Origin of the sequence: Mycobacterium triplex (assembly GCF_000689255.1) — a bacterium.
GTDB classification, from domain to species: domain Bacteria; phylum Actinomycetota; class Actinomycetes; order Mycobacteriales; family Mycobacteriaceae; genus Mycobacterium; species Mycobacterium triplex.
The window spans coordinates 3,022,863-3,038,251 of the sequence record NZ_HG964446.1 but is presented as its reverse complement, the minus strand read 5'-3'; the positions used below and the strand labels follow the sequence as shown (position 1 = coordinate 3,038,251).

The window sequence follows — 15,389 nt, the reverse complement described above, 5'->3', positions numbered from 1 at the left end:
GTCCATACGCCCGCATCAGTGCCAGCGCAGCAGTACGAGCTCCGAGCAGAAGCCGGGCCCCATCGCGAGCATCAGACCCGGGCTGCCGCTGGGCGGCTTCTTGGCGATGGTGTCGCGCAGCACGTGCAGCACCGACGCCGACGACAGGTTGCCGATCTCGCCGAGCGAGCGCCAGGTCAGTTCCAGGGCGTCCGGCGGCAGGCTCAGCGCCGCGGTGATCGCCTCGATGACCTTGGGGCCGCCGGGGTGGCTGACGAACGCGCCGATGTCGGACGCGGTCAGGCCGTGCGCCCCGAGGAAGCCGGCGACGTCGTCTTCGATGTATTGCTCGACGACCGCCGCGACGTCCTTAGACAGCACCAGCTCGAAGCCCTCGGTGCCCACGTCGTAGCCCATCGTGCGCAGCGAGTCCGGGTAGAGATGGCCGCGCGAATCGAGAACGTCGGGGCCGCCGGCTCCGATCTGTGTGGCGCGACGCTCCCCGACGGCGACCACGGATGCGGCGCCGTCAGCAAACAGCGCGCTGCCGACGAGACCGGCCAGCGAGGGCTTGTATCCCGGGTAGGTCAGCGAGCAGAGCTCGACGGAGATCAGCGCGGCCGCGCCGTCCGGATCGCCGCGCAGATAGTCGTTGAGCCGGGCCACCCCGGCCGCACCGGCCACGCAGCCCAGGCCGAACAGCGGCACCCGCCGCACGTCGTCGCGCAGCCCCAGCCGCCCGGCGATCCGGGCGTCGATGGACGGGATCGCCAACCCGGTGACCGTCGTCGTGTACAGCACGTCGAGGTCGCGTGGCTGTAAACCCGCGTCCTCCAGCGCGCCGGACAGAGCCTCGCAGCCCAATTCGACGGCGTTGTCGATGTAGATCTGATTCGCGACGCCGAAGTCGGTCAGCCGGGGGTAGCGCTCCAGCGGAATGACCAGGTGGCGGCTGTTGACCTTGGCGCTGGTGTGCAGCTGCCGGACGATATCCTCGTAATCCTCGAAGCCCGGAATGCTGAGGAAAAAATCAGTGAGTTCCCGCTGGGAATAGCGATACGGCGGCAACGCACCGAATACGCCTGCGATGACGCTCATTGGTCCCACCCCTTGGTGACGAACATGCAGGTCGACGGGTTCAAGCCGGAGGCTTCGAGCTGCAAGTTTATTCCTTTGAGGCGAGCGCCGCCGCAATAATCCCCTGACCTGAGACAATGCACACAGCAAATCCCGGGTTCGGGGGCGCGAGTCAGCTTCCGAATTGCAGCCGCAGCCGCGCCCGCAGCTGTTCGCGGCTGTCCAGGACGCCGCGCAATTGGTCGGCGACCTGGCCGGGCGAGGTGCCACCGCGCGCGTCGCGGGAGGCCACCGAGCCCTCGATGGTCAACACCTCCCGGACCTGCGGCGTCAGCTCTGGGCTGATGGCCGCGAGCTCGTCGTCGGTCAGCTCCTCGAGCCCGACACCGCGGCCCTCCGCGGCGCGTACGGCCGCGCCGGCGGCCTCGTGCGCGGACCGAAACGGCACACCCCGGCGGACCAGCCATTCGGCGATGTCGGTGGCCAGGGTGTAGCCGGCCGGGGCCAGCGCCGCCATCCGCTCGACGTGGAACGTCAGGCTGCCCACCAGCCCGGCCATCGCCGGCAGCAGCAGTTCCAGCTGCGCCACCGAGTCGAACACCGGCTCCTTGTCTTCCTGCAGGTCACGGTTGTAGGCCAACGGCTGCGCCTTCAGCGTCGCCAACAGCCCGGCCAGGTTCCCGATCAGCCGCCCCGATTTGCCGCGGGCCAGCTCGGCGATGTCGGGGTTCTTCTTCTGCGGCATGATCGAGCTGCCGGTCGACCAGGAATCGTGCAGCGTGACGTAGCCGAACTCGGTCGAGCTCCAGATGATGATGTCCTCGGCCAGCCGGGACAGGTCGACGCCGATCATGGCCAACACGAACGCCGCTTCGGCAGCAAAGTCGCGGGCGGCGGTGGCGTCGACGGAATTGGCGGCGGCGGTGGCGAAACCGAGGTCCGCGGCGATCGCGTCGGGATCCAGGCCGAGCGACGAGCCGGCCAGCGCCCCCGAGCCGTACGGCGACACCGCCGCGCGCTGGTCGAAGTCGGCGATGCGGTCCACGTCGCGCAGCAGCGGATGGGCGTGCGCGAGCAGGTGATGGGCCAGCAGGATCGGCTGGGCGGACTGCATATGGGTCTTGCCGGGCATGATCGCCGTCGGGTGGGCTTGCGCCTGCGCGGCCAGCGCGGCGACCACGTCCAGCGCCCCGTCGGCGACCCGGCGCATCGCGTCGCGCAGCCACATCCGGAACAGCGTGGCCACCTGGTCGTTGCGGGACCGGCCGGCCCGCAGCCGGCCGCCCAACTCGGCGCCGACCCGGTCGATCAGTCCACGCTCCAGCGCGCCGTGCACGTCCTCATCGGTGACCAGCGGGCCGAAACTACCGTCTTCGATGTCGGTGGCCAGGCTGTCCAGTCCGGCCAGCAGGCCGTCGCGCTGCTCTTCGGTGAGTAGCCCGGCCCGGAACAACACGATGGTGTGCGCGCGCGACGCGGTGATGTCGTAGGGCGCCAGCACCCAGTCGAAGTGTGTGGACTTGCTGAGCGCGGCCAGCGCGTCCGACGGCCCGTCGGCGAACCGACCGCCCCACAGTGATCCCTCGCGAGTGCTCACGCGTCGTCTGTTGCCAGGTCGCGGCGGGCCGACAGCTTGGACGACAGCCCGTGCACGTAGACGAACCCCTTGGCCGCCGACTGGTCGAAGCTGTCGCCCTCGTCGTAGGTGGCCAGGTTGAAGTCGTAGAGCGATTCCGAGCTGCGGCGGCCGTTGACCGCAATGTGCCCGCCGTGCAACACCATTCGGATTTCGCCGGACACGTGCTCTTGAGTCTTGGCGACGAAACTCTCCAGCGCGATCTTCAGCGGCGAGAACCACAGCCCGTCGTACACCAGCTCGGCCCAGCGCTGGTCGGTGGTGCGTTTGAACCGGCCCAGCTCGCGCTCGAGGGTGACGTGTTCGAGCTCGGCGTGCGCGGTGATCAGCACCATTGCGCCGGGCGCCTCGTAGATCTCGCGGCTCTTGATGCCGACCAGCCGGTCCTCGACGACGTCGAGGCGCCCGACCCCTTGTGCGCCGGCTCGCCGGTTGAGTTCCTCGATGGCCTCCAGCACGGTCACCGGCTTGCCGTCGATCGACACCGGGACACCCTTTTCGAAACCGACGATCACCTCGTCGGGCGTGCTCCAGTTGAGCGTCGGGTCCTCGGTGTAGTCGTAGACGTCCTTGGTGGGCGCGTTCCAAAGGTGTTCCAGGAAGCCGGTTTCCACCGCGCGGCCCCACACGTTCTGGTCGATCGAGAACGGCGAGCGCTTGGTCACGTTGATCGGGATGGCGTTCTCCTCGGCGAACGCGATCGCCTTCTCCCGCGTCCACGCGTAGTCGCGAACCGGCGCGAGCACCTCCAAATCCGGTGCCAGCGAACCGAATCCGACCTCGAACCGGACCTGGTCGTTGCCCTTGCCGGTGCAGCCGTGCGCGACGATGCCGCCACCGTACTTGCGCGCCGCGGCGACCAGGTGCTTGACGATCAGCGGCCGGCTGATCGCCGACACCAGCGGGTAGCGATCCATATACAGCGCGTTGTTCAGGATGGTCGGCAGGCAGTAGCCCTCGGCGAACTCGTCGCGGGCATCGACCACGACCGCCTCGACCGCGCCGCAGTCCAGCGCCCGCTGACGCACGACGTCCATGTCCTCGCCGCCCTGGCCGAGGTCGATGGCGACCGCTACGACCTCACGGCCGGTCTCCTTGCCGATCCAGCTGATCGCCACCGAGGTGTCCAGACCGCCCGAATACGCCAGGATGACGCGTTCTGACATGAATCAATCTCCTATTTCAGGTTTTCCAGCGTGCGGGCCAGCTCGGCGCCGGTCATCGGCTCCCGGGCGGCCACGAAGAGGGTGTCGTCGCCGGCGATGGTGCCGACGACGTACGGTAACGCCGCGCGATCGATTGCGCTGGCCAAATAGTCAGCTGCCCCCGGCGGGGTGCGCAGCACCGCGAGATTCGCGCTGGCGTCGGTGGATACCAGCAGTTCGCTGAGCAACCGCGACAGCCGTGCGGTGCCGCCGGATACGCCGCGCACCGGGCTGCCGTCCTCGGGGACGACGTAGACCCCGACGCCGCCGTCGGCGCCGCGCAGCTTCACCGCGCCGAGCTCTTCGAGGTCGCGCGACAGCGTGGCCTGGGTGACGTCGATGCCCTCGTCGGCCAGCAGTCCCGCGAGTTCGCTTTGGCTGCGCACCGGCGCCGACGACAGGATCGCCACGATGCGGGCCTGACGCCCGGCGCGGGTGATGTCGGCGGTGGCCTTGGTTCGAGTCATCGCGATCGCTCCAGCAGCCACACCAGCAGCGCCTTCTGGGCGTGCAGCCGGTTCTCGGCCTCGTCGAACACCACGCTGGCCGGTCCGTCCATCACCTCGTCGGTGATCTCGTCGCCGCGATGGGCCGGAAGACAGTGCAGCACAATGGCTTCCGCATTCGCCAGGCTCAGCAGCCTGGTGTTGATCTGAAACGGCCGGAATGGTCTCACCCGGTCGAGTCCGTCGGCTTCTTGTCCCATCGACGTCCAGGTGTCGGTCACCAAGACGTCGGCCCCCGCGGCGGCCGCGTCCGGGTCGGCGGTCACGGTGACCGAGGCGCCGGTCTGCGCGGCGCGCCGCTCGGCGGCGGCCAGCACGGTCGGGTCCGGCGTGAAGCCCTCGGGCGCCGCGATCGTGATGTGCATGCCGGCGGTCACCGAGCCGAGCATCAGCGAATGCGCCATGTTGTTGGCGCCGTCGCCGAAGTAGGACAGCGACAATCCGCGCAGCGACCCCTTGTGCTCGGCGACGGTCTGCAGATCGGCCAGCACCTGGCAGGGGTGGAACTGGTCGGAGAGCGCGTTGACCACCGGTACCGTCGCGGTCGAGGCCATGGCCTCCAGCCGCTCCTGGCCGAAGGTCCGCCACACGATCGCGTCGACGTAGCGGGACAGCACCTGCGCGGTGTCCTGCAGCGTCTCGTCGCGGCCCAGCTGGGTGCTGCCGCTGTCGACGACGACGGGATGCCCGCCCAGCTGCGCGATGCCCACCTCGAAGGAGAACCGGGTGCGGGTGGAGTTCTTGTCGAACAGCACCGCGACGCCACGCGGGCCGTCGAGCGGCCGACGGCTGAACGGGTTCTTCTTCAGCTCCGCGGCCAGCTCGAGCACCTCGGCCTGTTCGGCCGGGGACAGGTCGTCGTCGCGCAGGAAGTGCCGAGTCATGCCGCGGCCTTGTCCAGGATGGCCGGCAGTGCGGCGAGGAAGCTGTCGACCTGGGCTTCGGTGATCACCAGCGGCGGCGCCAGCCGGATCACGTCGGGCCCGGTGGCGTTGATCAGGAATCCGGCCTCGCGCGCGGCGGCTTCGACGTCCTTGGCGTGCGGCCCGGTCAGCACCACGCCGCACAGCAGGCCGCGGCCGCGGGTGTGGTCGATCAGCGGGTGGCCCAGCGATTCGATGCCGTGGCGCAAAAACTTTCCCAACTCCTCGGCGTGCCGCAGCAGGTCGTCGTCTACGAGCACCCGCAGCACCGCCCGCGCGGCGGCCGTGCACACCGGGTTGCCGCCGAAGGTGCTGCCGTGCAGGCCCGGCGTCAGCAGGTCGGCCGCGGGCCCGATGACCAGCACCGCCCCGATCGGGAGCCCACCGCCGAGCCCCTTGGCCAGCGTCACCACATCGGGGGTGATGCCGTCGTGCTGGTGTGCGAAAAACGCTCCGGTGCGCCCGATTCCGGTCTGCACCTCGTCGAGCACCAACAGGGCGCCATGCCGGGTGGTGATCTCGCGGGCCGCCGCCAGGTAGCCGGCGGGCGGAACCACGACACCGCTCTCCCCCATGATCGGCTCCAGGAATACCGCGGCGGTGGCGTCGTCAACGGCGGCGGCCAGCGCGTCGACGTCGCCGTAGGGCACATGCGTGACGTCGCCCGGCAACGGCTCGAACGGCGCCTGCTTGGCCGGCTGGCCGGTCAGCGCCAGCGAGCCCATCGTTCGGCCGTGGAAACCTTCTTGCGCGGCAACCAATTTGGTGCGGCCGGTGAGCCGGGACAGCTTGAACGCCATCTCGTTGGCTTCGGTGCCCGAGTTGCAGAAGAACACCCTGGTCGTGGTGTCGGTGCCGAGCAGGGCGACCAATTCCTCGGCCAGCGCGATACCGGGTTCGGTGGCGTACAGGTTCGACGTGTGACCCAGCTTCGACATCTGTTGTGTGACAGCCTCGATCACGGCCGGGTGGCCATGGCCGAGCACGTTGACTGCGATGCCGGCCAGCAGATCGAGGTAGCTGCGGCCGTCCACATCGGTGACCACGGCGCCCGCACCGCTGGCCAATGCCACCGCCGGGGTGCCGTAGTTGTTCATCATCACGGCTTCCCACCGCTGCCGCATGGTCTCGGTGTTGCTCTTAGTCAACGGTGCCGCTCCTCCGCCTCGCTGCGCTCCGCATCGTCGTCGTCACGCCGGCACCACCTTGGTGCCGGTGCCCGCGTCGGTGAACAACTCCACCAGCACGCAGTGCTCGACCCTGCCGTCGATGACATGAGCGCTGGGCACGCCCCCCGAGACTGCCCTGAGACAGGCCTCAATCTTGGGGATCATGCCCGCCTCCAAAGTGGGTAGCAGTTGCGCCAAGGTGGCGGTGTCGATTTCGCTGACCAGCGAATCGCGGTCCGGCCAGCTGGTGTACAGGCCCTCGACATCGGTGAGCATCAACAGCTTTTCGGCGCCCAGCGCCTCGGCCAGCGCGGCCGCGGCGGTGTCGGCGTTGATGTTGTGCACCACGCCCTCGGCGTCGGGCGCCAGTGTGGACACCACCGGAATACGCCGCGCCGCAATAAGATCCAGCACCGCGGCGGTGTTCACCGTGTCGACGTCGCCGACCAGACCGATGTCGGTGGCCACGCCGTCGACGGTGACGCTGCGCCGCACCGCGGTGAACAACTGGGCGTCCTCGCCGGTGATGCCGACCGCGTACGGACCGTACGCGTTGATCAGGTTGACCAGTTCGCGACCCACCTGCCCGAACAGCACCATCCGCGCGACGTCGAGCACTTCCGGTGTGGTGACCCGGAATCCACCCTTGAAGTCGCCCTTGTCGATGCCGAGCCGGCGCAGCATCGCGGTGATCTGCGGACCGCCGCCGTGCACGACGACGGGATGGATGCCGCAGTTACGCAGAAACGCCATGTCGGCGGCGAACGCCTGACGCAGCGCCTCGTCGGTCATCGCGTTGCCGCCGTACTTGACCACGACGATCTTGCCGTGCAGCTGGATGAGCCAGGGCAGCGCTTCGGCCAGCACCTGCGCCTTGACTCCGGTGGGCAATTCGTCGGTGCTGATCGTCATGTGCTGTAGGCCGAGTTCTCTTCGACGTAGGCGTGCGATAGATCGGTGGTCCGGATGGCGGCCGTGGCGTCGCCGAGGCCGAGGTCGACGGTGACGTCGATGTCGGTCCCGGACAGATCCACGTCGCGCGAACCCGGAGCGCCGGTCCCGTTGACGCACACGGTAAACCCGTTGAACGACACCGTGATTCGATCGGGGTCGACGAATACCCCCGGCGCCAGACCGACGGCGGCCACCACGCGGCCCCAGTTGGGGTCCGACCCGAACATCGCGGTCTTGACCAGGCTGTCGCGGGCGATAGCGCGGGCGGCCGTCACGGCGTCGGACTCCGACGAGGCCCCGGTCACCGTCACGGTGACGCGCTTGGTCACGCCCTCGGCGTCGGATTGCAGCTGCAGGCACAAGTCGTCGCAGACGCGCCGCACCGCGTCGTCGAGCTCTGCTTGCGACGGGGCGATCCCGCTGGCTCCGGAGGCCAGCAGCAGCACCGTGTCGTTGGTGGAACAGCAGCCGTCGATGTCGAGCCGATCGAAGGTACGCGCGGTCGCTGCGCGCAGCGCCGCGTCGAGGGCGGCGGCGTCGGCGACCGCGTCGGTGGTCAGCACGCACAGCATGGTGGCCAGCGACGGCGCCAACATGCCCGCGCCCTTGGCCATCCCGCCGACGGTCCAGTTGTTCTGATGATGCAGCGCAACCTTTTTGGGCACCGTGTCGGTGGTCATGATGGCCTGCGCGGCCTCGTCGCCCCCGCTCAGGCCGCCGTGCATCTCGTGCACGATGTGCGTGACACCGTCGAGCACCTTGTCCATCGGCAGCCGGTCGCCGATCAGCCCGGTGGAACACACGGCGACCTCGACGGCCCCGGTCTCGGTCCCCCAGTCCGACAGCGCCGCGGCGACCGCCTCCGCGGTGGCGTGGGTGTCCTGGAAGCCGCCCGGCCCGGTGCAGGCGTTGGCGCCACCGGAGTTGAGGATCACCGCGCGCAGCGCCCCGGTGGTGAGCACCTGCTGGGTCCACAGCACCGGCGCGGCCTTGACCTGGTTGCGGGTGAACACCCCGGCGGCGCCGTAGTCGGGTCCTTCGTTGAAGACCAGCGCCAGGTCACGTGCCCCGGAAGCCTTGAGCCCGGCCGCGATTCCGGCGGCGCGAAAGCCGGCGGCCGCGGTGACACCCTGGGTGCGGACCAGTCGGGCAGCGGAAGCCTGTTCTTCGGGCGCGATGTCGGTCACGGCGCCACTCCGACCACCGAAAGTCCCTCCGCCTCCGGCCAACCCAGCGCCAGGTTCATCGACTGCACCGCGGCGCCGCCGGTGCCCTTGACCAGGTTGTCGATCGCGGCGATCGCGACGAACGTCTCGGCGTCCTCGTCGAGGGCGACGGCGACGTGCGCGGCGTTGCTGCCGATCACCGAGCCGGTGCGGGGCAGCTGACCTTCGGGCATCAGGTAGATGAAAGGCTCTGCGTCGTAAGCCTTTTCGTATGCCGCCCGCAGCTGCGACAGCGGCGCCCGGGTGCGTGCGGTGCAGGTGGCCAGGATGCCGCGGGAGGTCGGGATCAGCACCGGGGTGAACGACACCGTGACATCGCGATCGGTGACCGCCCGCAGCCCCTGGGCGATCTCGGGGGTGTGCCGGTGGGCGCCGGCGATGTTGTAGGCCCGGGCCGACCCCATGACCTCGGAGCCGAGCAGGTCGGGCTTGGCCGCGCGACCCGCTCCGGAGGTGCCACTGACGGCGACCACGGTGACGGCGGGCTCGACCAGGTCCTCGGCCACCGCGGGCAGCAACGCCAGCAGCGCCGCGGTCGGATAGCAGCCCGGCACCGCGATGCGGCGGGCGCTGCGCAGCCGCTCCCGGTTGCCCGGCAACTCCGGGAGGCCGTAGGGCCAGCTGCCGGCGTGCGGGGATCCGTAGAACCGCTCCCAGGCGGCGGCGTCGGTGAGCCGGAAGTCCGCGCCGCAGTCGATGACCAGGGTCTCCGGGCCGAGCTGCTCGGCCAGCGCCGCCGAGTGCCCGTGCGGCAAGCCCAGGAACACCACGTCATGGCCGCGCAGCACATCCAGTTCGGTGGGCTCGACCACGCGCTGGGCCAGCGGCGTCAGATGTGGATGGTGCTCGCCGAGCGTGCTGCCGGCACTGGCCGCGGCGGTCACCGAACCGATCGTGAGCCGGCCGTCGGCATGGGCCGGGTGCCCGAGCAGCAGGCGCAGGATTTCCCCGCCCGCATAGCCGCTGGCACCGGCAACCGCCACCCTTGTCACGTCGGCCATTCAGCCGATTCTGCATGGTTATGCGCTTGATTGCAAATTCATGCCACGTGGCCGGCCACAACTCGTCTCTCGTTTTCCTGTCGTGTACGTCCGCGTTACCCGGTCACGGTATGTGGGATTGATGCGTCTGCGAGCCCCCGCGCCCCCGGCGCGGAACACCAAGCTGCGCGGGCTTGTAGTGGGACGCGGGCTGGCGACCACCGCGGAATGGATGTGGTACACCGTCACGACGGTGTACGCGTTCACCCTCTCGGGCGTGGGCGCGGTCGGCGCCATCAGCGTCGCCGCGGTGTTACCCGCCGCGGTGCTGTCGCCCACGCTGGGCTACGTCATCGACAGATTCCCGCACGAACGCATCCTCGCCGGGGTGTTTGCCGTGCGCTTCGTTTCTGTTGTGGTCACGGCGGTCTCGGCGGAATTCTTTCCGGCGGTGTCCATCCTGGTCGCGGTGATCGCCGTCGAGGGCACCACGACGATGTTCGTGCGGCCGACCACCGCGGCGCTGCTGCCCTCCATCACGCAGCGGCCCGACGACCTGGTTCGTGCCCACGCGGCGCTGGGCACCACGGACAAACTGGGCATCCTGATCGGGCCGGTCGCGGGCGGGTTGATGCTGGCGTCCACGTCACCGGCCGCCGCGCTCGGCGTGGCCGCCGTGCTCGCTTTGGGTGCCGTGGCCGCGGTGACGACCGTGCGGGTGGGCGGCGTGGAACGGGTGCACGGCGCCACCGGCGACGGTCCCCGGCATGCGCTGGGTGAAACCGTCAAGGGGGTCCGCACCGTCGCCGGGCCCCAGGTGCGTTCGATCGTGGTCGTGACCGCGCTGGCGTTCCTGATGCTCGCGGCGAGCGAAGTTTTCGTCGTGCCGTTGGCCATCGACCTCCTGCACTGGGGACAGGCCGGACCGGGCGTGCTCACCGCCCTGATCGCCGGCGGCGGATTGCTCGGCGGGTTGGTGCTCGGCGCGATCGGCAAGCGCCGGCTCGGCCCGTGGTTCGTCGTCGCCGGGGCCGTGATGGCGATCGCGCTGACGCTGATGGCGGCCGCGCCGCACTACGCCGTCGTGCTCGCCTCCACCATCGCGTTCGGCGCCGGCAGCGCCCTGGTGGTGATGGCCGGCCAGGTGCAGATTCAGAGCCTCATCCCGCTGTCGGCGGGGGGTCGGGTGCTCGGGGCGGTCGAGGGCCTGAGCCAGTTCGCGATGGCCGCGGGAGCGTGGGCCACCACGCGCGTCACCCAGGGGTGGTCACTGCGCACCAGCCTGCTGGCCCTGGCGGTGCTGACGGTGTTGGCCACGGTCGCCGTGGCGCGCTCGCTGCTGCAAACCGACGCCCGGGTCGCGGCGACGCGTCAGCGGGTGGACGCGCTCGACGAGATCGCACTGTTTGCGCCGCTGACCAACGTGCTGCGGGAACGGATCGCCACCCAGATTCACCGCGAAGTGGTCGGCGCCGGCGAAGTCGTCACCTACCAAGGTGAATACGGCGATTCCTTCTACATCGTCGAGTCCGGCACCCTCGACGTGTGCGTGGACGGACGCCACGTCCGCTCGCTGGGCGCGGGCGACTTCTTCGGCGAACTCGCGCTGCTGCGCGACACCCCCCGCACCGCGACCGTGCGGGCGACGTCCGACTGCCGGCTCTGGGTGCTGCCGCGCCGGGCCTTCCTGACGGTGCTGACCGGGTTCGACCCGACGGGTCAAACCATCAATACGGTATCGGTTGAGCGACAAGAGAACATGCCCGCCACCGCCGATCGCGACACGGCTCTGGCGGGTGCGCCCTTGTTGGCCGCCCTGCCGGCCGCCACCATCCGCGACCTGGCGGCCGCGGCGACCACCGAGGGATACGACACCGCCACCGTGGTGTTCGGCGAGAACGATCCCGCCCGTGACGCGTACTTCATCGTGGACGGGCGGGTCGACTTCGATCGGGCCGGCGAACGCATTCGCGCGCTCGGCCCGGGCCGTATCTTCGGCGAGGTCGCCGTGTTGCGCCCCGGCGCGACCCGCGCCGCGACCGCCACCGCCGCCGCCGGCACCGTGCTGTGGCGACTGCCCGGCGAGCAACTGCGCGCCGCCGTCGCCCAAAACTGATGCCTAGGCGCGTATTTCGGCGCCCAGCAGCTCGGCGGCGTGGCGCACCGCGGCATCGCGGGCGGCACTGGCGTCGTCTTCGGTCAGCGTGCGATCCGGCGCGCGGAACCGCAGCGCGAAGGTCAGCGACTTGCGATCCTCGCCGATCTGCGGCCCGGTGAACACGTCGAACAGCTGCATGTCTTCCAGCAGATCGCCGGCGCCCTCGCGCACCGCGTCGGTCACCGCCTGGGCGGGCACGTCCGCGGCCACCACCAGGCTGACGTCCTGAAACACGGCCGGGAACGGCGACACTCTCGGCGCCGGCAGCAGCTCGGTGATCGGCAGCGCATCGAGGTTGAGCTCCAGGGCGCAGGTCCCCTTCGGCAGGCCGGCCCGCTCGATGACGGCCGGATGCAGCTGACCCGCGTGGCCGATGACGGTCTCTCCGGCGAGGACCTCGGCGCACCGCCCGGGATGCCACGGCAGGTACTGCGACGACCGCAGGGTGACGTCGATTCCGCTGGCGCGGGCGATGATTCGCACCGCCTCCAGAGCGTCGGCGGCCTCGACGCGACGGCCCGGCCCCCACGGGCCGCGCGGTTCGCGCAGCCCGGCCAACACCGCGGCGACGTGCTGCGGCTGGCGGGGCAGCGACGCGTCGAGCATCGCGATCTCGGCATCGGTCGGGCGGCGGTCGACGGGGATCAGCTCGACGCCGCGGGTCTGTGCGGTCGGCTGCACCACCTGCGCGACGGCGTACAGAGCGGCGTCGACCAGGCCGCGGGATACGTTGCGCCCCAACGCTTCCAGCAATCCGGGCAGCAACGTGGTGGCCAGCTCCGGGCGATCGGCGTCCAGCGGGTTGAGCACCCGCGTCGCCGTGCGGCGCGGGTCATCGGCCGCCAGGCCCCACAGATCGAACACCCCGGCCGGCAGGAACGGGGTCGGCAGGATCTCGACGTACCCGGATTGCGCGAGTGCCTTGCCGATCGCGCGCCGGCGTTTCTGCGTCGGCGTCAGGCCGCGGCCGGCCGGGGCCGACGGCAGCACCGACGGGATGACCTCCAGCCCCTCCAGCCGCAGCACCTCCTCGACGAGGTCGGCGGGCTGCAGCAGATCGGGCCGCCAGCTGGGCGGTGTCACGGTCAGCGTGTGGTCGTGTTCGGTTACCACAGCGCCGATTTGGGCAAGCCGCCGGGCGGTGGTGCCCGCGGCGTAGGTCACGCCCGCGAAACGGTCCGGCAGGTCGGCGGCAATCGAGATCGCCGGCTGCGACCAGTCGTCGCGCGGTGGTTCCCCGCGCCAATCGGTCAGGGTGGGCGATACCGTCGCGCCGGTGATGTCGGCCAGCAGCGCCGCACAGCGGTCCAGGGCGGCCACCGAAATGGCCGGGTCCACGGTGCGCTCGTAGCGGCGGGCGGCCTCGCTGGGCAGGTGCAGCCGCCGCTGGGTGCGCGATACGGCCGCCGGGTCCCACACCGCGGCCTCCAGCAGCACGTCGGTGGAATCCGCGCGCACCTCGGTGCTGGCCGCACCCATCACGCCGCCGATCGCGGTGGTCGCGACGTCGTCGACGATCAGCACGTCGGCCGGATCGAGTTTGCGCTCAACGTCATCCAGAGTGACGACCGTCTCGCCGGGCTCCGCGAAACGCACCTTGAAGCCCCCGGTGATGCGGTTGCGGTCGTGGGCGTGCATCGGGTGACCCAGCTCCACCATCACGTAGTTGGTCACGTCCACGGCCGGGGAGGTGGCACGGATGCCGGACAGCAGCAGCCGGCGCTGCAGCCACCACGGCGACACCGCGGCGGGATCGATACCGGTGACCGGCCGCAACGCGAACCGTCGCACACCGGTTTCGGCCTGCACGGTCAGCGGCCACGCCGCTCCGTCGGCCGGCAGCGGCTTGACCACGGCGTCGGAAGCCGGGTCGACGAAGTTCAAGTCGTAGGCGGTGGCGATCTCGCGGGCCAGGCCACGCACCGACATGCAGTAGCCGCGGTCGGGGGTGATGGCCAGATGGAAGACCACGTCGTCCAGTCCGAGCACGTCGGCGCCGCTGGCGCCCGGGTCGGCGGTTCCCGGGGGCAGCACCAGAATTCCGGAATGGTCTGCGCCCAAACCGAGTTCGGCTGCCGAGCAGATCATGCCGTCGGAGTTACGGCCGTAGGTCTTGCGGGCGGTGATCGCGAAGCCGCCGGGCAGCGTGGTGCCGGGCAGCGCCACCACCACCAGGTCGCCGACCGCGAAGTTCGTTGCACCGCATATGATTCCGCGATCTTGGCTGTCGCCGACGTCGACCCGGCAGGCACGGATCGGCTTCTTGAATTCGGTGAGCTCCTCGATGGCCGACACCCGGCCGACCGTCAGCGGGCCGTCGACCGGGCCCAGCGTGACGACTTCCTCGACTTCGTGGCCGATGCGCACCAGCGTCTGCTCGAGTTCGGCGGCACCGACGTCCCAGCCCGGCGCTCCGGCGGCCACAACCTCGCGCAGCCAGCTGTACGGAATTCGCATTACAGACCCACCCCGAACGGCACCGAGAACCGGATGTCGCCCTCGACCATGTCGCGCATGTCGGGGATGCCGTTGCGGAACTGCAGGGTGCGTTCCAGGCCCATCCCGAATGCGAAGCCCGAGTAGACCTCGGGATCAATTCCCGCGGCGCGCAACACGTTTGGGTGAACCATGCCGCAGCCGCCCCATTCCACCCAGCCCGCGCCGCCCTTTTTGCCGACGAACCACACGTCGACTTCGGCGGACGGCTCGGTGAACGGGAAGAAGTGCGGGCGGATCCGGGTGCGCGCCTCGGGGCCGAACTCCGCGCGCGCGAATGCGTCCAGCGTTCCGCGCAGGTGCGCCATCGACAGACCGCGGTCCACGGCCAGGCCCTCGACTTGGTGGAACACCGGCGTGTGGGTGGCGTCGAGTTCGTCGGTGCGGAACGTGCGGCCGATGGAGACGATGTAGACCGGCAGCTCGCGCTCCAGCAGGGTCCGTACCTGAACCGGAGAGGTGTGGGTGCGCAGCAGCTGCCGGGAATCCTCCGGTGCGACATAGAAGGTGTCTTGCTCGCTGCGCGCGGGATGGTCGGGTGGGAAGTTGAGGGCGTCGAAGTTGAACTGTTCGGTTTCGACCTCGGGGCCTTCGGCGAGCTCCCACCCCATCGCGACGAAGGTGTCGGCGACGTGTTCGGCCAGGATCGTGATCGGGTGCCGGGCGCCGGGCGGTTGCCGCGTCGACGGCAGTGTGACGTCGATGCTTTCGGCGACCAGCACGGCCGCGTCGCGCTCGGCGCGCAGCACCGCCAACCGTTCGTCGTAGGCGCGTTGCACTTCGCCGCGCGCGGTGTTGACGCGCTTGCCGGCCTCGGAGCGCTCCTCCTTGGGCAGGGTGCCCAGCGCCTGTCGCGCCAGCGCCACCGATGAGCGGTCGCCGAGGTGCTCGGTCTTGGTTTGTGCCAGCGCGTCGAGGGTGTCGGCGAGCTCGATGGCGTGCCGGGCCGCAGCGACTGCGTTGTCCAACGCTGTCGGCGACAGGTCGACGGGTTGATCACCCACGCGGCGACACTCTCCTTGCTGACGAGGCTGTACGGGCTGCCCGTATTGCCAGCCAGCGGTGCTGAAAACAGGCACG

General features: G+C 70.1%; 11 protein-coding genes and 1 pseudogene. 1 reads left to right on the top strand and 11 read right to left on the bottom strand.

Annotated elements, in window-relative coordinates; genetic code table 11:
* Positions 1–15 precede the first annotated feature (15 nt).
* The 9 genes and pseudogenes from BN973_RS14120 to argC all read right to left on the bottom strand — a co-directional run bounded on the left by BN973_RS14120 (position 16) and on the right by argC (position 9,692).
* A complete protein-coding gene (locus BN973_RS14120; RefSeq protein WP_036468891.1) occupies positions 16–1,077 on the bottom strand; it encodes a type III polyketide synthase in 1,062 nt (353 codons plus the stop codon).
* A 151-nt stretch (positions 1,078–1,228) separates the two neighbouring features.
* Entirely contained in the window at positions 1,229–2,653 is a 1,425-nt protein-coding gene (gene argH, locus BN973_RS14115) for an argininosuccinate lyase (RefSeq protein WP_036468890.1), read from the bottom strand.
* Positions 2,650–3,858: an argininosuccinate synthase gene (locus BN973_RS14110; RefSeq protein WP_036468889.1), complete on the bottom strand. Its 1,209-nt coding sequence runs from the start codon at positions 3,856–3,858 to the stop codon at positions 2,650–2,652. The genes argH and BN973_RS14110 overlap by 4 nt, the downstream gene beginning before the upstream one ends.
* Positions 3,859–3,869: 11 nt before the next feature.
* Positions 3,870–4,364, bottom strand: a complete 495-nt coding sequence (locus BN973_RS14105) for an arginine repressor (protein ID WP_036468888.1) — start codon at positions 4,362–4,364, stop codon at positions 3,870–3,872.
* Entirely contained in the window at positions 4,361–5,287 is a 927-nt protein-coding gene (argF, locus tag BN973_RS14100; protein ID WP_036468887.1) for an ornithine carbamoyltransferase, read from the bottom strand. The genes BN973_RS14105 and argF overlap by 4 nt, the downstream gene beginning before the upstream one ends.
* Entirely contained in the window at positions 5,284–6,474 is a 1,191-nt protein-coding gene (locus tag BN973_RS14095; protein ID WP_084163394.1) for an acetylornithine transaminase, read from the bottom strand. The genes argF and BN973_RS14095 overlap by 4 nt, the downstream gene beginning before the upstream one ends.
* 42 nt (positions 6,475–6,516) lie before the next feature.
* Positions 6,517–7,407 (bottom strand): acetylglutamate kinase, encoded by an 891-nt coding sequence (argB, locus tag BN973_RS14090; protein WP_025734891.1) that lies wholly within the window; start codon positions 7,405–7,407, stop codon positions 6,517–6,519.
* Entirely contained in the window at positions 7,404–8,627 is a 1,224-nt protein-coding gene (gene argJ, locus BN973_RS14085) for a bifunctional glutamate N-acetyltransferase/amino-acid acetyltransferase ArgJ (RefSeq protein WP_036472414.1), read from the bottom strand. The genes argB and argJ overlap by 4 nt, the downstream gene beginning before the upstream one ends.
* A 5-nt stretch (positions 8,628–8,632) precedes the next feature.
* Positions 8,633–9,692: pseudogene (gene argC / locus BN973_RS14080) on the bottom strand (N-acetyl-gamma-glutamyl-phosphate reductase).
* 105 nt (positions 9,693–9,797) lie between these two features.
* Here argC and BN973_RS14075 point away from each other — a divergent pair.
* Positions 9,798–11,771 (top strand): MFS transporter, encoded by a 1,974-nt coding sequence (locus tag BN973_RS14075; protein ID WP_169718198.1) that lies wholly within the window; start codon positions 9,798–9,800, stop codon positions 11,769–11,771.
* Positions 11,772–11,774: 3 nt separating this feature from the next.
* Here the strand turns inward: BN973_RS14075 and pheT are convergent, their stop codons facing one another.
* Positions 11,775–14,270, bottom strand: coding sequence for a phenylalanine--tRNA ligase subunit beta (gene pheT, locus BN973_RS14070; protein WP_036468883.1), 2,496 nt, complete (start codon positions 14,268–14,270; stop codon positions 11,775–11,777).
* On the bottom strand, positions 14,270–15,313 hold the full coding sequence (gene pheS, locus BN973_RS14065) for a phenylalanine--tRNA ligase subunit alpha (RefSeq protein ID WP_036468882.1): 1,044 nt from the start codon (positions 15,311–15,313) through the stop codon (positions 14,270–14,272). The genes pheT and pheS overlap by 1 nt, the downstream gene beginning before the upstream one ends.
* Between the last annotated feature and the right edge of the window lie 76 nt (positions 15,314–15,389).

Bases quoted from the DNA above. Each gene is read 5' to 3' on its own strand.
- BN973_RS14120 (WP_036468891.1), bottom strand. From the start codon at position 1,077: ATGAGCGTCATCGCAGGCGTATTCGGTGCGTTGCCGCCGTATCGCTAT.
- BN973_RS14110 (WP_036468889.1), bottom strand. From the start codon at position 3,858: ATGTCAGAACGCGTCATCCTGGCGTATTCGGGCGGTCTGGACACCTCG.
- BN973_RS14105 (WP_036468888.1), bottom strand. From the start codon at position 4,364: ATGACTCGAACCAAGGCCACCGCCGACATCACCCGCGCCGGGCGTCAG.
- argF (WP_036468887.1), bottom strand. From the start codon at position 5,287: ATGACTCGGCACTTCCTGCGCGACGACGACCTGTCCCCGGCCGAACAG.
- argB (WP_025734891.1), bottom strand. From the start codon at position 7,407: ATGACGATCAGCACCGACGAATTGCCCACCGGAGTCAAGGCGCAGGTG.
- BN973_RS14075 (WP_169718198.1), top strand. From the start codon at position 9,798: ATGCGTCTGCGAGCCCCCGCGCCCCCGGCGCGGAACACCAAGCTGCGC.
- pheT (WP_036468883.1), bottom strand. From the start codon at position 14,270: ATGCGAATTCCGTACAGCTGGCTGCGCGAGGTTGTGGCCGCCGGAGCG.